Below are 16,277 nucleotides of genomic sequence, written 5' to 3'. Positions count from 1 at the left end.
TATATGCCTACCATTAGCAAGAGAGGTGAGCAAATGCCCGCTTCTCCCATCCGAAAACTAGTTCCATACGCAGAAGCTGCCAAGAAAAAAGGAACCAAAGTATTCCACCTGAATATCGGTCAACCCGATATTGACACACCAAAACAGGTTCTGGATGCGGTACGCCATTCAGACTTCAAAATTCTTGAATACAGTCACTCCGCAGGTAATGAAAGCTATCGCCGCAAACTGGTAACCTATTACGAACGATTTGGTATTGAGCTGAACCATCAGCAGATCATCGTTACCACAGGTGGATCAGAAGCCATTATGTTCGCATTCATGGCCTGCCTGGATGCGGGCGACGAAGTACTGGTACCCGAGCCTTTCTATGCAAACTATAACGGTTTTGCTACAGAAGCGGGCATAACAGTAAACACCATCACGGCTTCTATCGAAACAGGCTTCGCACTGCCATCTATGGAAGCATTCGAAAAGGCCATCACGCCCCGCACCAAAGCGCTGATGATCTGTAATCCCAATAACCCTACCGGCTACCTCTACAGCCGCGAAGAACTGGAAGTACTGAAACAACTCTGTCTCAAGTACAACCTCTACCTCTTCTCTGATGAGGCATACAGGGAATTCTGCTATGTAGGCGATCATTTCTCTGCCATGAAACTGGAAGGACTGGAACAGCATGTCATCCTCATGGACACCATCTCTAAGCGCTATAGTGCATGCGGAGGTCGTATCGGTGCACTGGTGACTAAAAATCAACAGGTACTGGATGCAGTAATGAAATTTGCGCAGGCAAGACTGAGCCCTCCTTCCTTTGCCCAGATTGCCGGTGAAGCAGCCGTAGACCTTCCTCTGAATTATTTCTGGGAGATCAAGGCAGAATACCTGCGCCGCAGAGACCTGCTGATAAGCATGCTCAACGACATCCCAGGCGTATACTGCCCAAATCCCGGTGGCGCGTTCTACGCCATCGCCCGCCTCCCAATAGATAACAGTGATAAATTCTGCCAGTGGTTGCTGGAAAGCTTCTGTTACGAAGGCAAAACACTGATGCTGGCACCCGCCACCGGTTTCTATGCAACTCCTGGATTAGGTCTGAACGAAGTAAGACTTGCCTATGTGATCAATACCGATGATATCCGTCAGGCAATGATTTGCCTGCGTCAGGCACTCGAAATATATCCTGGCCGTATAGAGATCACACAGGATTCGATGGTGGCCGTGAAGTAATCAATATATTATATTTTATTCTATATAACAGTATTATCTTTACCGCATACAAAAAAGGGCCAAATTGGCCCTTTTTTTACATTAAGAAAAAATATATGTGCACTTTTTTAAACAGAATCTTCAATAATTCTATAAAAAATGTTGGATTCTTCAATTTTGTTCGTATATTTGAATTGTGAACGACGGGATAGAGCGAATGAAAAGAGGAAAGTGAGACTTGTGGTTTAGCATAAATTTAACCTTAGAAATTTTTCCGAACGTTTTTATCAACCGAACTTTACTCCGTCAACACAAAGGTGTTGCGACTACAGAAAAAAGAATTTTTCAGATTTCTGTAAAAAAGTTTGAAGAAAACTAAAACGTTTTAGCTAAATACCGTATTTTTGTATCAGTTTTTCATAACGTGGAATTTATAAAGGCAAACGGCTCCGATCACGGAGCCGTATTTTTTTGCCCTATACTCAATCAGAACATTGATAATCAACGCTTAATAAATATCATATATAAAAAAGAGGCTTTTGCAATGAGCAAAAGCCTCTTTTTGTACAACCAATATTTTCGCATTTAAAGGGGACCAATAAGATAAAATGAAAACGGCCCGGACACAGCCGGACCGCCTTTTGGTCATATTCTACATACAAACTAATCTTACATGTGCTTCTTAATCATGGTAAAGAAGTCATCGAACAGGTAACGGCTGTCATACGGACCAGGAGTTGACTCCGGATGGTACTGTACAGAGAATGCAGGCTTGTTCTTGATCCTGATACCTTCAATTGACTGGTCGTTCAGGTTCACGTGTGTTACCTCTACATGCTCACTTGCTGCTACTGCTTTTGGATCAACTGCAAAACCGTGGTTTTGGGTAGTGATCTCGCAACGGCCGGTTGCCAGGTTTTTTACCGGATGGTTCAGACCGCGGTGACCGTGGTGCATTTTATAAGTAGGAATGTCGTTGGCCAGTGCCAGCAACTGATGTCCCAGACAGATACCAAACATTGGCTTGTCCGCTGCCAGGATCTTCTTCACTGTATCCACCGCATACTTCAGTGGAGCCGGGTCACCAGGACCGTTGGATACGAAGTAAGCATTGGGCTTGAATTTCTCACACTCTTCAAAAGGAGTATCCGTAGGAAATACCTGCAGATAAGCACCCTTTTCGGACAGGCATTTCAGCATATTACGCTTTACACCATTGTCCAGTACTGCGATACGAATCTCAGCGTTAGGATCACCTACATTGTAAGCTTCTTTCGTACTTACTTCCTTGCAAAGTGCTTGTCCTTCCATTGAAGGTACTTCCTTCAACTTAGCTTTCAGCTGATCCACATCAAGGATTTCAGAAGAGATGATACAGTTCATTGCACCCTGGCTACGAATGTGTGATACCAGCGCACGGGTATCTACGTCGTAAATTGCTACCAGGTTATTCTCATCCAGGAATTTCTCCAGAGAGCCATCCGCCATCTGACGAGAATAATTGTATGCAATATTCTTCGCGATCAATCCATTAATCTTCACGCTTTCACTCTCTACATCATCCTTTTTCACACCATAATTGCCGATATAGCAATTATTCATGATCAGGACCTGCCCTTTATAGGAAGGATCGGTAAATACTTCCTGGTATCCTGTCATACCAGTATTAAAACACAGCTCACCGGAAGCGGTGCCTATTTTACCAAAAGCTTTTCCCTGAAATACTGTTCCATCTTCTAACAGTAATATCGCAGGCTGGATTGATCTTGTCTGAGGCATGCTTATTATTCTTTTTAAAAAATCGTGCAAAGTTATTGAATAATAGCTTAAGAATTAATAAAAACACAGATTAATTCTTCGCCTGCCTCAGCTGTTACTTAATATGTATCGATTTTATGATGCGTAAAGCGGCCGTAGATGCGTTTTTATCATCTTCACGGTACCTGATTCCTATTTCCCAGCGGTGTTGTCCACGAGTCACAAGCAGGTCGTAAAAGGAGAGATGAAGGGAGCCTTTGTAGTTAAAAGAGCCTTGCAGGAGCACTGCATCCATACCACTTTGGGTGATATGACTGGTTGTATATTTCAGGTCGGAGATATCGTCTTCCTGCTGCATGCCCTTCGCAGCGGTTGTAGCCGCCAGTTCCAGGTCATTGGAGATATTAGGCTGGAAACTAAACATGTTCACCATTACCTGCATCCCTTCTTCAGACCGGTTCCGGTAGCTCTTCGCATATTCCACCAGCTGGGCCATTTCAGGCGCCAACGGCTGATCGCTGACACCCAGGTGCATAGGTGTGCTGATCTCAATGGCCTGCCGGCCAATCACAACAGTTTCCCAGGTAGCATAAAGCCAGGATTTGTCTATTTTGGGATAGATGATGCTAATGACCATTCTCTTGCCGAAATACCCCCCTGCTACAGCTGCAAGCCCTATTACAAGGATCAGGGAAATGAGTGCCCCCCTTCTGCCCGCATATTTAATGTATCGTTCTTTAAGGCTTTCTTTGGGCTCCCGCTCTTTCACATAGATGCCAACTTCCTGTTGAAATTCTTCAAAGCTTCCTTCCGGATGCTTCTGCTTCCAGTTAGAGAAACAGTTCTCTATCTTCTTACCACACTTTTCGCAAAATGTAAGGAACTCGGAACGTGACGGATTATGGTGAGAACAGGCGTTGCACTTTAAGTAAATCATAGGTTTCTGAGATTATGGTTAGTTGTCCTGTTAGCAATATTACAAAATTATTTAATTAATCAATTGAATAATACGACTTCAGGAAGCGCTCCTACCCTACACGAGCAGGCAAAAAAAATCCCGGGATTGCTCCCGGGACTCTTTCATTATCTTCAGATACTATTTGCAGATTACTCAGCAGCTTTCTCTTCAGTTTCGTTTGCCGCAGCTTCATCAGCTTTTTTCTTGGCACCGCCAGCACGACGGGTTTTCTTCGCTGGAGCAGCTTTCTCCTCAACCTTACCACCGTAGATTTCGTTGAAATCAACCAGTTCGATCAGAGCAGTTTCAGCATTATCACCCATACGTTTGCCAAGCTTGATGATACGAGTGTAACCACCTGGACGGTTAGCAATCTTCTCACTTACTACACCGAACAATTCCTTGATCGCTTCCTTGTTCTGCAGGTAGCTGAATGCAATTCTACGGTTGTGAGTAGAATCTGCCTTCGCTCTTGTCAGGATAGGCTCAACATATACACGCAGCGCCTTTGCTTTCGCCAGGGTGGTGGTGATACGCTTGTGAGAGATCAGTTCGATAGCCAGGTTAGATAACAGGGCTGAACGGTGAGCAGCTGTTCTGCTGAGGTGGTTTTGTTTGTCGCCGTGACGCATGACATTTGTGTTTTAAATTCCCCTGTACCGTGTCAGGAATTACAGAGTACTTATGTTATAAAGTAGTTAAAGACTATTCTTCGTCCAGTTTCAGTTTGGAAAGATCCATACCGAAATGCAGACCTCTTTCGTTCAGTACCTGCTCAATTTCGCTCAGGGATTTCTGACCGAAGTTTCTGAACTTCATCAGCTCTTCCTGCTCGTACTGTACCAGTTCGCTCAGTGAGTTGATTTTAGCAGCTTTCAGACAGTTGAAAGCACGTACGCTCAGATCCAGGTCCTCCAGCGGAGTCTTCAGGATCTTACGCAGCTGCAGTGTTTGTTCATCAACAACATCCTCTTTTTCAGTATCCTTCGTATCAAAGCTGATATTTTCGTCAGTGATGATCATCAGGTGCTGAATCAGGATGCGTGAAGCTTGTTTAACAGCTTCTTCCGGGTGGATGGTACCATCGGTAACCACTTCCATGATCAACTTCTCATAGTCGGTCTTCTGCTCCACACGGGTATTTTCAATGCTATACTTTACATTCTTGATAGGTGTAAAGATAGAGTCTATTGCGATGTAGCCGAATACTGCATCCTTTGGTTTGTTCTCATCAGCGGGAACGTAACCACGGCCTTTACCGATAGTCAGTTCGATATCCAGCTTTGCAGACGGATCGAGCGTACAGATGAGTAACTCAGGATTCATGATCTGGAAAGCACTGGTAGCTTTTTCGATCATATCAGCACGGAACTCGGTCTTACCTTTGATAGAGATCTGGATCTTCTCATTGCTCACTTCATTTTCCACGATCCTTTTGAAACGAACCTGTTTCAGGTTCAGGATGATCTCAGTTACGTCTTCGGTAATTCCTTTTAAAGTTGCAAACTCGTGGTCTGCTCCTTCTATCTTTATTCCCACAATGGCATAACCCTCAAGTGATGACAGCAGCACACGACGCAGCGCGTTACCTACAGTCACCCCATAACCCGGTTCTAATGGCCGGAATTCGAATTGAGCTTCAAAGTCAGTTGACTTTTGCAAAACGATCTTATCAGGCTTTTGGAAATTCAGAATTGCCATTGATATGTTAAGTTTAAATGTTTATGTAAAACTGCCAATAGCCGTCAGCAGGCAATCATTAGATACCAATATAAGAAACTTACATTGATAACCGACGATCCTTCGCTAACGGCTAAAGTATTATTATTATTTAGAGTACAATTCTACGATCAGCTGTTCCTTGATATTCTCAGGAACTGCTTCCCTTTCAGGATATGCGATGAAAGTACCTTTCAGTTCTTTCTCGTTCCAATCCAACCAGCTAAATTTAGGGTTCTTACCACGAATGTTGCTGGTGATTGCAGTGTTAGATGCAGCAGATTCTTTCAGTCCAACGATATCACCTGGTTTCAGCTGATAAGAAGGGATATTCATTACTTCACCGTTTACAGTGATGTGCTTGTGAGACACCAGCTGACGTGCAGCAGGACGGGAAGGAGCAATACCCATACGGAATACTGCATTATCCAGACGAGCTTCCAGTAATTTGATCAATACTTCACCGGTAACGCCTTTACGACGGTTTGCCTCTACGAACAGGTTTGCGAACTGACGCTCCAATACACCATAAGTGTATTTAGCTTTCTGTTTTTCACGCAGCTGCAGTGCGTATTCACCCAGCTGTTTACGCTTACGGGTTGCACCGTGCTGACCCGGAGGGTTGCTGTTCTTACCTAAATACTTACCGTTACCTAAAATCGGTTCTCCAAAAATTCTGGAGATCTTGGTCTTTGGTCCTGTGTACCTTGCCATTTTTGTTACTAGATTTTTTAGTTACGATATATGATCTTTAAAAAATCTTAAACACGATCATATACCCACTTGTTTGTTAAAATTTCTAAATTAGAAAATCGAAAGCAGCCAGTGAGAGTTGCCTCCCATCTATCCACTTTCGAAAATCTTAAGTATATATAAATACTATACTCTTCTCTTCTTAGGAGGACGGCAACCGTTGTGTGGAAGCGGAGTCACATCCTTGATCATAGTCACTTCGATACCAGAGTTTGCGATTGCACGGATAGCGCTCTCACGTCCAGCTCCAGGACCTTTTACAAAAACATCTGCTCTTTTCAGACCAGCATCCAGTGCTACTTTAGCAGCATCGGAAGCAGCCAGCTGGGCAGCATATGGAGTGTTCTTCTTAGAACCTTTGAAGCCCATCTTACCAGCAGTAGACCAGGAGATCACCTGTCCTTGCTTGTTGGTAATGCTGATGATAATGTTGTTGAAACTAGCAGAAATGTGAACATCACCGTAGTTATCTACTTTAACTACCCTTTTCTTGCTAGCTGCAGCTTTTGTATTTTGTGCTTTTGCCATAATTATATAAAATTCCAGGTTCCAGGTTCCAGAAACCACACCTCATCTTGACGACTATTGGAAACTGGAACTTGTTATTTGTATTATCGAGATTATTTCTTAGGCGCTTTTTTCTTACCTGCAACCGTCTTACGTTTACCTTTACGGGTACGGCTGTTAGTACGAGTACGCTGGCCTCTGAGCGGTAAGCCCTTTCTGTGGCGAAGACCACGGTAGCAAGCGATATCCAGCAGACGCTTGATATTCATTTGTACTTCAGAACGCAGCTGACCTTCTACCTTAAACTCACCATTGATGATGTTACGGATGGAAGCCTGCTCATCATCATTCCAATCTTTAACTTTCTTGTTAAAGTCGATGCCTGACTTTTCCAGAATGTACTGAGCGGTAGAACGGCCAATACCATAGATATAGGTCAGACCAATTTCTCCTCTTTTATTCTTAGGTAGATCGATACCGGCTATACGTGCCATATTTGAATTAAATTTTCTAGTTTATTTAATATAATTAACCCTGACGTTGTTTAAAACGAGGATTCTTTTTGTTGATTACCAACAATTTACCCTTTCTGCGCACGATCTTACAATCTGCACTTCTTTTTTTTATGGAAGCTCTTACCTTCATAAGTTATGAGTTATAAGTCTATGTGTTTATTTATATCTGAAAATGATCCTTCCTCGCGTCAAATCATATGGGCTCATCTCTACCCCGACCTTGTCTCCAGGAAGGATGCGGATATAGTGCATTCTCATTTTGCCAGAAATGGTGGCCAAAATCTCATGCCCATTTTCCAATTTCACCCGGAACATAGCGTTAGACAAGGCTTCTAGTATTATTCCATCCTGTTTAATGAGTGCCTGTTTTGCCATAAAAATTTTTAGGACTGCAAAGATAGCGAAATCTTCGTAAAAAATAAAATTCTAAAAATAAACCTGAATAATTATCTGGGAGAATGTTCGCTACTCACTCTTAACCCTTAATTATCAATAGTTTGCGGTCAATGCAGGATTTTCTGCTTCTGCCTTTTCTATACCGGCAAAAGACGATAAAAGGTCTGCTTTCCCTTTCATTACGGCCACATTATGTTCAAAATGCACAGAAGGCTTCTCATCTCTGGTGATCACTGTCCAGCCGTCTTCCATATATTCTACGTCTTTTGTGCCCAGGTTGATCATGGGTTCGATGGCAATCACCAATCCTTCTTTCATGATGGGACCACTGCCTCTTTTGCCATAATTAGGCACCTGGGGATCTTCATGCAGGTGACGACCCAGTCCATGACCTACCAGCTCACGTACCACGCCATAACCTCTTTCTTTTTCAGTATACTCCTGAATAGCATGCGCAATGTCACCGATGCGGTTACCTGCCACTGCTTTCTCGATACCTTTATATAAAGCGGCTTTGGTAGCCTTCATTAACTGCAGGACTTCCGGCTTTACGTTACCTACTGCAAAGGTGTAGGCACTATCTCCATGGAAGCCATTCAGCAATACGCCTACGTCTACGCTTACGATGTCGCCATCCTGTACTACGTATGAATTAGGGATACCGTGTACCACTTCTGCATTGACAGAGATACAGCAGCTTTTAGGGAAGCCTTTATAGTTTTTGAAGGATGGTACAGCACCGTTGGCTACGATGAAGTCTTCAACGATCTTGTCGATATCATCAGTAGTCATACCCGGTTTCAGCTTCTTAGCCACCTCTTCTAATGTTGCGCTCACCAGTAATGCGCTTTTGCGCATCAATTCTATTTCTTCTTTAGTCTTATAATGCACCATAGTAAAAACGGGTTGGACTTGTGTCTTTTAAACAGTGAAGCCACCAAGCATAAAGCCTGCAACAGTGTTGACTGCTGTCTGCTTTATGCTTCTGTGGCTACTTACGACCACCTGTCTAATGAGAATCAGACATTAGCCGGAGCAGTTCTGCCCTTGATACGGCCAGTGCTCATCAGACCATCGTAATGGCGCATCAGCAGCTGGCTTTCTATCTGCTGCAACGTATCCAGAATTACACCCACCATAATCAGCAGTGAAGTACCACCGAAGAAGGTTGCGAAATTGCTGTTAATATGCACAGCAGCAGCTACACCAGGCAGGATACCTACCATTGCCAGGAAAAATGCACCTGGCAGGGTAATACGGTCCATAACTGCCCCAATATAATCTGCAGTTGCAGTACCAGGTTTAACACCCGGAATAAAACCATTGTTACGTTTCATTTCATCGGCCATCTGGGTTGGGTTGAAGATCAACGCGGTGTAGAAGTAAGTGAATACAATTACCAATACTGCATAGATCAGGTTGTACCAACCATTGGTATGGTCGCTAAAGATCCGGATGAATTCGGAAGAGCTGTCAGTCGCAAAACCGATAGCAGTTGCCGGGATAAACATGATAGCCTGGGCAAAGATGATAGGCATTACACCCGCAGCATTCACCTTCAGGGGAATGAACTGGCGTACACCACCATATTGTTTGTTACCCACTATACGTTTAGCATAGTTCACCGGAACCTTGCGGGTACCTTGTACCAGCAGGATCAAACCGATTGTAATGAATATGAATACTGCCAGTTCTATCAGGAAGACAAGCAGTCCGCCGCCTGCTTCTGCAGTTCTGGAGGTAAATTCCTGGATCAGCGCCTGAGGAAGGCGGGCAAGGATACCCACCATGATGATGATGGATGTACCGTTACCGATACCTTTATCAGTGATTTTTTCACCCAGCCACATTACAAAGAGGGTACCAGCGGTCAGTACAACAGTGGTAGTCAGCCAGAAGAAGAAAGTACCATATTCAGGGATAATAGCTCCGCTGGATTGGCCTCTCAGGAAGGCAACATACGCACTCGCCTGAAAACCGGTCACCACCACAGTCAGGATACGGGTGAACTGATTGATTTTCTTTCTGCCACTCTCTCCTTCTTTCTGGAGTTTCTGGAAATAAGGTACAGCTATGGTCAACAGTTGTATGGCGATAGAGGCAGAGATAAATGGCATGATCCCCAGCGCAAAGATGGATGCTCTTGAGAAAGAACCTCCGGCAAACATATTAAACAGACCCAGAATACCCTGATTGGATTTCTCTGAAAACTGCTTCAACAGGTTGGCATCGATACCGGGTAACACGATATAGGATCCTACACGATAAATGAGGACAAGAAGCAAGGTTGTCAGGATTCTGCTACGCAAATCCTCGATGCTCCAGATATTCTTAATCGTTTCGATAAATTTCTTCACAGGAAGATGAATGTTTAATATTCAAAATTTCATCCCGGTTGTAGCGGGACCAAATTCCAAACCTGCAATTAGCTGCTCTTCAGTAACTCTGGCCGGGATTTGTGATGTATTTCGCTGGCTGAATAAAAAGATGAAAAGACGCACTACTCCGTAGGCGTCTCTCCGATCGTGTAAACTTATACCAGTTCAACTGAACCACCAGCTGCTTCAATCAGCTGCTTGGCTTTTTCACTGATAGCGTTTACTCTTACAGTAACTTTAGCCTTCAGTTCGCCCTGACCCAGTACTTTTACTTTTGCAGTGCGGCTGATCAGGCCGTTCATGTACAGGTTTTCGAGAGAGAAATCCTGTAAACCATATTTTTCTACCAGGGTGTCAAGCTGACCGATGTTGAACACTACATAAGTAGTAGGAGACAGGCTCTTGAAACCACGTTTTGGCATACGACGCTGAATAGGCATCTGACCACCTTCGTGACCTCTTTTGCTAGCGTAACCAGCACGGGACTGACCACCTTTGTTACCTTTTGTAGCTGTTCCACCTTTACCGGAAGCTTCACCACGACCGAGGCGTTTTTCTTTATGTACGGAACCTTGTGCAGGTTGTAACGTGTGCAGATTCATTGAGTTAATTTTTTTTACTTACGCGGAAATTAACCGCTCGCATTAAATGTATAATGTTATTCGCAAATAATCCACTATAAATGTAGGATTTTTTTCCAGAGATAGGGCAAAGCCTTAACCCTGTACTTGTTCTACCTTTACCAGATGATTTACTTTACGCACCATCCCAAGGATCTGGGGAGTGGCTTCCACCTCAACGGTGTTGTGCATTTTGTTCAGACCCAGGGCCTTCAGCGTCAGCTTCTGACGTTCCGGACGGTCTATACCACTTTTTACCTGAGTGACTTTAATCTTTGCCATTGTTATTTTGAATTAGCACCTTATAATTACAGGAGCTGCTGCAGCGCAGCAGTCCTTTCACCACAGGGTGATATTATCCATTAAATACTTTCTTCAGAGATACGCTTCTGGTTTTTGCGATCTGTACTGGCTCACGCAGCAGGCCTAAAGCTTTGAATGTAGCTTTTACCACGTTGTGAGGGTTTGCAGAACCCAGAGATTTTGCCAGAACGTCAGTGATACCTGCGCTTTCCAGAACGGCACGCATAGAACCACCAGCGATCACACCGGTACCATGAGCGGCTGGTTTGATCAGCACCTTAGCAGCGCCTTCTTTAGCCAGCTGGTCGTGAGGAATAGTACCGTGCATCACAGGAACCTTGATCAGGTTCTTCTTGGCATCATCGATACCTTTAGTGATTGCTTCCTGTACTTCTTTGGCTTTACCCAGACCATGACCTACTACACCATGTTCGTTACCTACAACTACCAGGGCAGAAAAACTGAAAGTACGACCGCCTTTGGTGGTTTTGGTAACACGGTTGATAGCTACCACTTTTTCTTTCAGCTCCAGGTCACCAGCCTTAACTTTATTAAATGTATTCTTTGCCATTTTATTATTTGCGAATTACGATTTAATCAATTTCGATTATTAGAATTGGAGACCAGCTTCTCTTGCACCATCAGCTACGCTCTTCACACGACCATGGTACAGATAACCACCACGATCAAATACTACTGCTGTAATACCCAGAGCGGCTGCTTTAGTAGCCAGTGCTGCGCCAACCAATTTAGATTTCTCGGATTTGGTACCTTTTTGTGCTTTGATATCCTTATCGCGGGAAGATGCAGCTGCCAGTGTAACACCGTTTGCATCATCGATCAATTGCACGTAAATGTCGCTATTACTGCGGAATACAGACAATCTTGGTCTCTGAGCGCTACCTACAACTTTTTTACGAATGCGGTAACGGATCTTCTGTCTGCTATTAACTGCTTTTGTGCTCATTTCTTTGTTTAATTTATATATTCCGATGCTGCCGGAATATTGTTGAATTAGCTAACCAGTATAAGATACCGGTTAGCCAATTAAAATTATTTACCTGCAGACTTACCTGCTTTCTTACGAACCACTTCATCGCTGTAGCGAACACCTTTACCTTTGTAAGGCTCTGGTTTACGCAGGCTACGGATTTTAGCAGCTACCTGTCCTAACAATTGGTTGTCGATACCTTCCAGGGTAATCTTTGGGTTCGCACCTTTTTCAGTCAGGGTAGTTACTTTCAGTTCTTTAGGGATCTCAATCACGATGTTGTGAGAGTAACCCAGAGACAGGTCCAGCAGCTGACCAGCGTTGGCAGCTTTGTAACCCACACCCACCAGCTCCAGCTGTTTGGTGAAGCCCTGTGTAACACCCAGCACCATGTTGTTGATCAACGCGCGGTACAGACCGTGCAGTGCACGGTGACGGATCTGGTCAGTAGGACGAACCACTGTCAGGGTACCATCAGCCACTTCTATTTTGATATCCCTGTCGATGTCCTTTTTCAGTTCACCTTTAGGGCCTTTTACTGTCAGTTCATTAGAAGCGGATACAGTTACTGTAACACCAGCTGCTAATTTGATAGGAGCTTTACCTATACGAGACATAATTGCAGTTTTTTACTGTTATGTGTGTCGATCCCCCAGTGTTCAGCCACCGTATAGAAAGGCTTAATTCTGAAACGGATCATGTAATTGGTTAGATCTGCACAAGCCACTGGCAAACACCAGAAGGTCCTGTGCGGACCTTAATATATTAATAAACGTAGCAAACAACTTCGCCACCCACGTTCTGTGTTTTCGCTTCTTTATCGGTCATAACACCTTTAGATGTAGACACGATAGCGATACCCAGACCATTCTTGATACGTTTGAAGTCAGCAGGTTTGGAATATTGACGAAGACCTGGACGGCTGATACGCTGCAGATCAGTGATAGCAGGTACTTTAGTCTGAGGATCATACTTCAGAGCGATCTTAATCACACCCTGTTTGTTGTCTTCTTCAAATTTGTACTTCAGGATATAACCTTTGTCGTACAGTATCTCAGTGATACGTTTTTTCAGCTTGGAGGCAGGAATTTCCACAATCCTGTGGTTGGCCATTTGCGCATTCCGGATTCTGGTCAGGAAGTCTGCTATTGGATCAGTAACCATTGTTTCTAATAATTTAAAAAACTTTTACAATGCGATATCCAGTCAGTAGTAGATAGGAAAATCAAGAGCTTTAACGAATATAAAAAAGGGGGAAAAAGGACAATTACTATTCGTCGGGGATAATTGTCCAACCCGTGTGCTGTAATTACCAGCTAGCTTTTCTTACGCCAGGGATTTTACCAGCCAGTGCCAGGTCACGGAACATATTACGGCAAAGACCGAAATGACGCATGTAACCTTTTGGACGACCGGAAAGCTGACATCTGTTGTGCAGGCGAACAGGGGACGCGTTCCTAGGCAGCTGATCCAGTGCTTCGTAGTTACCTTCAGCTTTGAGGGCAGCACGTTTTTCTGCGAACTTAGCAACCAGGGCTTCTCTTTTCCTCTGTCTAGCCTTAATGGATTCTCTTGCCATTAGTTAGTGTTTATAATTCCAGTTTATAAATGTCAAATTCCAAAACCCTGAGGGATTTGGAATTTGAGATCAAATATTATTGTTGATCTTTTCTGATGTTCTTGAACGGCATACCCAGTTCTTTCAGGAGCTCGTAAGCTTCTTCGTTGGTGTTAGCCGTAGTAACGAAAGTGATATCCATACCGGAGATCTTTGTTACTTTATCGATGTCGATCTCAGGGAAGATGATCTGCTCATTGATACCCAGGGTATAGTTACCGCGGCCATCGAAAGCTTTCTCATTGATACCCTTGAAGTCACGTACACGAGGCAGTGATACAGCGATCAGACGATCCAGGAATTCGTACATGTTAAAACCACGCAGTGTTACACGAGCACCGATTGGCATGTTCTTCCTGAGTTTGAAGTTGGAAATATCCTTCTTGGATAAAGTAGCGATAGCTTTCTGACCGGAGATACGGGTCATTTCATCCACAGCAATATCTACCAGTTTCTTATCACCTACAGCGCCGTTGATACCCTGGTTCAGACAGATCTTCACCAGGCGAGGTACCTGCATTACGCTTTTGTAATTAAATTTCTTTTGCAGCGCACTAACTACTTCAGTGCGATATTTGGTCTGCAGTCTGGGTGTATATGTAGTGTTTGCCATTATTTAATTACCTCCCCTGATTTTTTAGCTATACGAACTAATTTACCATTATCACGCTGCCTGTTTACCTTGGTAGGTTTACCAGCCTTAGCATCCCACAACATTACGTTAGAAATGGCGATAGGAGCTTCCTGCTTAACGATACCACCTTTGGTGTTCTGAGCAGTTGGTTTGGTATGCTTGGTGATGATGTTCACACCTTCTACCAGTACGCGCGCCTTGTCAGGGATCACTTCCAGCACCTGGCGGGGCTTGGTCCTGTCCTTATCATCGCCGGCAATCACTACAACGGTGTCGCCTTTCTTAATGTTGAACTTCGGCTTGAATCTCGTTTTCATTATTTGTTTATTTATAAACGCCAAGCGAAACATCAGTTTCGCTTGATTAATATTCGTTTTAGAAACGGGCTGCAAAGATATGCATTTAAGCTGAAAGCACAAAGCAATAAGCTTTTTTTACTTTTTGCTTTATGCTTTCAGCGAACGCATCAATATCTTTACAATACTTCGGGAGCCAGAGAGATAATCTTCATGTATCCCTTATCGCGCAGCTCACGGGCAACTGGTCCGAAGATACGGGTACCGCGTGGCTCGTCAGAGTTGTTCAGTAATACAACGGCGTTATCGTCGAAACGGATATAAGATCCGTCTTTACGGCGCAGCTTGTTCTTAGTCCTTACGATAACAGCTTTGTGCACGGTACCTTTTTTCACACCACCGCCTGCGATCGCGTCTTTTACTGTAACGACGATCTTATCGCCTACTTTCGCGTAGTCCTGGCCGGAGTTGCCTAACACTCTAATACACAGTACTTCTTTGGCACCACTGTTATCAGCTACATTCAGCCTTGATTCTTGTTGTATCATCTTTTTATAAGATTTGTATTCGTTTAATCAGCGGCTGCATCCAGGAACGCTGCCTGCAGCTTGAAACAATAATAGATTATTTTACCTTTTCGATCACCTCTACCAATCTCCAGCACTTATTCTTGCTCAACGGACGAGTTTCCATTATTCTAACGGTATCGCCGATGCTGCACTGGTTCTGCTCATCATGAGCCATGAACTTGGTGGTCTTTTTTACGAATTTACCATAGATTGGGTGCTTTACTTTACGCTCAACGCTAACGCTGATTGTTTTTTCCATCTTGTTGCTGGAAACGACACCAATTCTGGTTTTTCTTAATTTTCTTTCGCTCATTGTTGAAAGTATTTATTATCCAGACCGTTCCTTTCGGACCGATGAATGAATTTATTTTTAAGGCTTAGAAGCCCAGTTCTCTTTTGCGCAGCTCAGTTTTCAGCTGTGCGATCTGACGCCTGAGAGAGCGGATGCTCATTGGATTCTCAATTGGCGTAATTGCGTGACTGAATGTAATTTTCTTCAGGCGTAATTGCTCTTCGGAGATTTTCTCTTTCAGCTCCTGTTCGCTTAAACCTTTCAGATCCAGCTTTTCGTTTGCCATTGTATTTATTATTTCTGGTTTATCGTTTATAGTTTATCCCGTGTGCTGCAGCAATTATGCTTCAGCGTAATCGCGACGTACTACAAATTTCACTTTAATAGGCAGTTTCTGTGCAGCCAGTTCCATTGCAGCTTTCGCTACTTCCAGAGGTACGCCGTCCGCTTCGAACAACATACGACCTGGCTTAACTACAGCAGCCCAATGGTCAGGAGCACCCTTACCTTTACCCATTCTCACTTCCAATGGTTTGGCAGTAATGGATTTGTCAGGGAATATACGGATCCACACGTTACCCTCACGCTTCATAGCTCTTGTCAGAGCCACGCGGGCAGCTTCGATCTGCCTGTCGGTGATCCACTTAGGTTCTAATGCTTTCAAGCCGAAACTACCAAAGGAGATTTCCGCACCACGTTTTGCGTTACCCTTGATGCGGCCTTTATGCATCTTCCTGTGTTTCGTTCTCTTGGGCTGTAAC

25 protein-coding genes are annotated in these 16,277 nt (G+C 43.9%); 1 reads left to right on the top strand and 24 read right to left on the bottom strand.

Annotated elements, in window-relative coordinates; all coding sequences use genetic code 11:
* Nucleotides 1–3: 3 nt before the first annotated feature.
* Nucleotides 4–1,230 carry a pyridoxal phosphate-dependent aminotransferase gene (locus ABDW33_RS29915; RefSeq protein ID WP_343693758.1) on the top strand — a complete coding sequence of 409 codons (1,227 nt, stop codon included), beginning with the start codon at nucleotides 4–6 and terminating at the stop codon, nucleotides 1,228–1,230.
* Between the two features lie 648 nt (nucleotides 1,231–1,878).
* Here the strand turns inward: ABDW33_RS29915 and carA are convergent.
* From carA to rplP, 24 genes are all read right to left on the bottom strand, one after another.
* Nucleotides 1,879–2,988 (bottom strand): glutamine-hydrolyzing carbamoyl-phosphate synthase small subunit, encoded by a 1,110-nt coding sequence (carA, locus tag ABDW33_RS29910; RefSeq protein ID WP_343693757.1) that lies wholly within the window; start codon nucleotides 2,986–2,988, stop codon nucleotides 1,879–1,881.
* Between the two features lie 94 nt (nucleotides 2,989–3,082).
* Entirely contained in the window at nucleotides 3,083–3,904 is an 822-nt protein-coding gene (locus tag ABDW33_RS29905; RefSeq protein ID WP_343693756.1) for a hypothetical protein, read from the bottom strand.
* Nucleotides 3,905–4,074: 170 nt separating this feature from the next.
* A complete protein-coding gene (gene rplQ / locus ABDW33_RS29900; protein WP_343693755.1) occupies nucleotides 4,075–4,557 on the bottom strand; it encodes a 50S ribosomal protein L17 in 483 nt (160 codons plus the stop codon).
* 73 nt (nucleotides 4,558–4,630) lie between these two features.
* Nucleotides 4,631–5,626, bottom strand: a complete 996-nt coding sequence (locus ABDW33_RS29895) for a DNA-directed RNA polymerase subunit alpha (protein WP_072360634.1) — start codon at nucleotides 5,624–5,626, stop codon at nucleotides 4,631–4,633.
* A gap of 126 nt (nucleotides 5,627–5,752) precedes the next feature.
* The gene (gene rpsD / locus ABDW33_RS29890; RefSeq protein WP_343693754.1) at nucleotides 5,753–6,358 is read right to left on the bottom strand and encodes a 30S ribosomal protein S4; all 606 of its coding nucleotides are present in this window, start codon (nucleotides 6,356–6,358) and stop codon (nucleotides 5,753–5,755) included.
* A gap of 165 nt (nucleotides 6,359–6,523) precedes the next feature.
* Nucleotides 6,524–6,925 carry a 30S ribosomal protein S11 gene (gene rpsK, locus ABDW33_RS29885; RefSeq protein ID WP_072360630.1) on the bottom strand — a complete coding sequence of 134 codons (402 nt, stop codon included), beginning with the start codon at nucleotides 6,923–6,925 and terminating at the stop codon, nucleotides 6,524–6,526.
* 92 nt (nucleotides 6,926–7,017) lie between these two features.
* A complete protein-coding gene (gene rpsM, locus ABDW33_RS29880) occupies nucleotides 7,018–7,398 on the bottom strand; it encodes a 30S ribosomal protein S13 (protein ID WP_343693753.1) in 381 nt (126 codons plus the stop codon).
* Between the two features lie 34 nt (nucleotides 7,399–7,432).
* Nucleotides 7,433–7,549: a 50S ribosomal protein L36 gene (gene rpmJ / locus ABDW33_RS29875; protein ID WP_072360626.1), complete on the bottom strand. Its 117-nt coding sequence runs from the start codon at nucleotides 7,547–7,549 to the stop codon at nucleotides 7,433–7,435.
* A gap of 26 nt (nucleotides 7,550–7,575) precedes the next feature.
* Nucleotides 7,576–7,794 (bottom strand): translation initiation factor IF-1, encoded by a 219-nt coding sequence (gene infA, locus ABDW33_RS29870; protein ID WP_343693752.1) that lies wholly within the window; start codon nucleotides 7,792–7,794, stop codon nucleotides 7,576–7,578.
* Between the two features lie 114 nt (nucleotides 7,795–7,908).
* The gene (gene map, locus ABDW33_RS29865; protein ID WP_343668319.1) at nucleotides 7,909–8,709 is read right to left on the bottom strand and encodes a type I methionyl aminopeptidase; all 801 of its coding nucleotides are present in this window, start codon (nucleotides 8,707–8,709) and stop codon (nucleotides 7,909–7,911) included.
* Between the two features lie 125 nt (nucleotides 8,710–8,834).
* Complete coding sequence (gene secY, locus ABDW33_RS29860; RefSeq protein ID WP_343693751.1) at nucleotides 8,835–10,172, bottom strand: preprotein translocase subunit SecY; 1,338 nt, start codon at nucleotides 10,170–10,172, stop codon at nucleotides 8,835–8,837.
* 176 nt (nucleotides 10,173–10,348) lie between these two features.
* Complete coding sequence (rplO, locus tag ABDW33_RS29855) at nucleotides 10,349–10,795, bottom strand: 50S ribosomal protein L15 (protein WP_116851450.1); 447 nt, start codon at nucleotides 10,793–10,795, stop codon at nucleotides 10,349–10,351.
* 114 nt (nucleotides 10,796–10,909) lie between these two features.
* Nucleotides 10,910–11,095 (bottom strand): 50S ribosomal protein L30, encoded by a 186-nt coding sequence (gene rpmD, locus ABDW33_RS29850; protein WP_072360617.1) that lies wholly within the window; start codon nucleotides 11,093–11,095, stop codon nucleotides 10,910–10,912.
* A gap of 73 nt (nucleotides 11,096–11,168) precedes the next feature.
* Nucleotides 11,169–11,687, bottom strand: coding sequence for a 30S ribosomal protein S5 (gene rpsE / locus ABDW33_RS29845; RefSeq protein ID WP_012789304.1), 519 nt, complete (start codon nucleotides 11,685–11,687; stop codon nucleotides 11,169–11,171).
* 39 nt (nucleotides 11,688–11,726) lie between these two features.
* On the bottom strand, nucleotides 11,727–12,083 hold the full coding sequence (rplR, locus tag ABDW33_RS29840) for a 50S ribosomal protein L18 (protein ID WP_343693750.1): 357 nt from the start codon (nucleotides 12,081–12,083) through the stop codon (nucleotides 11,727–11,729).
* 86 nt (nucleotides 12,084–12,169) lie between these two features.
* Nucleotides 12,170–12,724 carry a 50S ribosomal protein L6 gene (rplF, locus tag ABDW33_RS29835; protein ID WP_343693749.1) on the bottom strand — a complete coding sequence of 185 codons (555 nt, stop codon included), beginning with the start codon at nucleotides 12,722–12,724 and terminating at the stop codon, nucleotides 12,170–12,172.
* Nucleotides 12,725–12,872: 148 nt separating this feature from the next.
* On the bottom strand, nucleotides 12,873–13,271 hold the full coding sequence (rpsH, locus tag ABDW33_RS29830; protein WP_116851447.1) for a 30S ribosomal protein S8: 399 nt from the start codon (nucleotides 13,269–13,271) through the stop codon (nucleotides 12,873–12,875).
* Nucleotides 13,272–13,416: 145 nt separating this feature from the next.
* Nucleotides 13,417–13,686, bottom strand: a complete 270-nt coding sequence (gene rpsN, locus ABDW33_RS29825; protein ID WP_072360607.1) for a 30S ribosomal protein S14 — start codon at nucleotides 13,684–13,686, stop codon at nucleotides 13,417–13,419.
* Nucleotides 13,687–13,762: 76 nt separating this feature from the next.
* Nucleotides 13,763–14,338 carry a 50S ribosomal protein L5 gene (rplE, locus tag ABDW33_RS29820; RefSeq protein ID WP_343693748.1) on the bottom strand — a complete coding sequence of 192 codons (576 nt, stop codon included), beginning with the start codon at nucleotides 14,336–14,338 and terminating at the stop codon, nucleotides 13,763–13,765.
* Nucleotides 14,338–14,676, bottom strand: a complete 339-nt coding sequence (rplX, locus tag ABDW33_RS29815; RefSeq protein WP_146966829.1) for a 50S ribosomal protein L24 — start codon at nucleotides 14,674–14,676, stop codon at nucleotides 14,338–14,340. Before rplX ends, rplE begins: the two co-directional genes overlap by 1 nt.
* A 158-nt stretch (nucleotides 14,677–14,834) precedes the next feature.
* Nucleotides 14,835–15,203, bottom strand: a complete 369-nt coding sequence (gene rplN / locus ABDW33_RS29810; RefSeq protein ID WP_072360601.1) for a 50S ribosomal protein L14 — start codon at nucleotides 15,201–15,203, stop codon at nucleotides 14,835–14,837.
* 76 nt (nucleotides 15,204–15,279) lie between these two features.
* The gene (gene rpsQ, locus ABDW33_RS29805) at nucleotides 15,280–15,537 is read right to left on the bottom strand and encodes a 30S ribosomal protein S17 (protein ID WP_072360599.1); all 258 of its coding nucleotides are present in this window, start codon (nucleotides 15,535–15,537) and stop codon (nucleotides 15,280–15,282) included.
* Between the two features lie 64 nt (nucleotides 15,538–15,601).
* Complete coding sequence (gene rpmC / locus ABDW33_RS29800; protein ID WP_072360597.1) at nucleotides 15,602–15,802, bottom strand: 50S ribosomal protein L29; 201 nt, start codon at nucleotides 15,800–15,802, stop codon at nucleotides 15,602–15,604.
* 54 nt (nucleotides 15,803–15,856) lie between these two features.
* Nucleotides 15,857–16,277 (bottom strand): 50S ribosomal protein L16 (gene rplP, locus ABDW33_RS29795; protein ID WP_343693747.1); only part of this gene is annotated, 421 nt, incomplete at its 5' end.

The organism is Chitinophaga sp. (genome assembly GCF_039596155.1).
GTDB lineage: Bacteria > Bacteroidota > Bacteroidia > Chitinophagales > Chitinophagaceae > Chitinophaga.
The sequence above is the reverse complement of the archived record's forward strand: the minus strand, read 5'-3'. Positions and strand labels throughout refer to the sequence as shown.

Bases quoted from the DNA above. Each gene is read 5' to 3' on its own strand.
- ABDW33_RS29915 (WP_343693758.1), top strand. From the start codon at position 4: ATGCCTACCATTAGCAAGAGAGGTGAGCAAATGCCCGCTTCTCCCATC.
- carA (WP_343693757.1), bottom strand. From the start codon at position 2,988: ATGCCTCAGACAAGATCAATCCAGCCTGCGATATTACTGTTAGAAGAT.
- ABDW33_RS29905 (WP_343693756.1), bottom strand. From the start codon at position 3,904: ATGATTTACTTAAAGTGCAACGCCTGTTCTCACCATAATCCGTCACGT.
- rplQ (WP_343693755.1), bottom strand. From the start codon at position 4,557: ATGCGTCACGGCGACAAACAAAACCACCTCAGCAGAACAGCTGCTCAC.
- ABDW33_RS29895 (WP_072360634.1), bottom strand. From the start codon at position 5,626: ATGGCAATTCTGAATTTCCAAAAGCCTGATAAGATCGTTTTGCAAAAG.
- rpsD (WP_343693754.1), bottom strand. From the start codon at position 6,358: ATGGCAAGGTACACAGGACCAAAGACCAAGATCTCCAGAATTTTTGGA.
- rpsK (WP_072360630.1), bottom strand. From the start codon at position 6,925: ATGGCAAAAGCACAAAATACAAAAGCTGCAGCTAGCAAGAAAAGGGTA.
- rpsM (WP_343693753.1), bottom strand. From the start codon at position 7,398: ATGGCACGTATAGCCGGTATCGATCTACCTAAGAATAAAAGAGGAGAA.
- rpmJ (WP_072360626.1), bottom strand. From the start codon at position 7,549: ATGAAGGTAAGAGCTTCCATAAAAAAAAGAAGTGCAGATTGTAAGATC.
- infA (WP_343693752.1), bottom strand. From the start codon at position 7,794: ATGGCAAAACAGGCACTCATTAAACAGGATGGAATAATACTAGAAGCC.
- map (WP_343668319.1), bottom strand. From the start codon at position 8,709: ATGGTGCATTATAAGACTAAAGAAGAAATAGAATTGATGCGCAAAAGC.
- rplO (WP_116851450.1), bottom strand. From the start codon at position 10,795: ATGAATCTGCACACGTTACAACCTGCACAAGGTTCCGTACATAAAGAA.
- rpmD (WP_072360617.1), bottom strand. From the start codon at position 11,095: ATGGCAAAGATTAAAGTCACTCAGGTAAAAAGTGGTATAGACCGTCCG.
- rpsE (WP_012789304.1), bottom strand. From the start codon at position 11,687: ATGGCAAAGAATACATTTAATAAAGTTAAGGCTGGTGACCTGGAGCTG.
- rplR (WP_343693750.1), bottom strand. From the start codon at position 12,083: ATGAGCACAAAAGCAGTTAATAGCAGACAGAAGATCCGTTACCGCATT.
- rplF (WP_343693749.1), bottom strand. From the start codon at position 12,724: ATGTCTCGTATAGGTAAAGCTCCTATCAAATTAGCAGCTGGTGTTACA.
- rpsH (WP_116851447.1), bottom strand. From the start codon at position 13,271: ATGGTTACTGATCCAATAGCAGACTTCCTGACCAGAATCCGGAATGCG.
- rpsN (WP_072360607.1), bottom strand. From the start codon at position 13,686: ATGGCAAGAGAATCCATTAAGGCTAGACAGAGGAAAAGAGAAGCCCTG.
- rplE (WP_343693748.1), bottom strand. From the start codon at position 14,338: ATGGCAAACACTACATATACACCCAGACTGCAGACCAAATATCGCACT.
- rplX (WP_146966829.1), bottom strand. From the start codon at position 14,676: ATGAAAACGAGATTCAAGCCGAAGTTCAACATTAAGAAAGGCGACACC.
- rplN (WP_072360601.1), bottom strand. From the start codon at position 15,203: ATGATACAACAAGAATCAAGGCTGAATGTAGCTGATAACAGTGGTGCC.
- rpsQ (WP_072360599.1), bottom strand. From the start codon at position 15,537: ATGAGCGAAAGAAAATTAAGAAAAACCAGAATTGGTGTCGTTTCCAGC.
- rpmC (WP_072360597.1), bottom strand. From the start codon at position 15,802: ATGGCAAACGAAAAGCTGGATCTGAAAGGTTTAAGCGAACAGGAGCTG.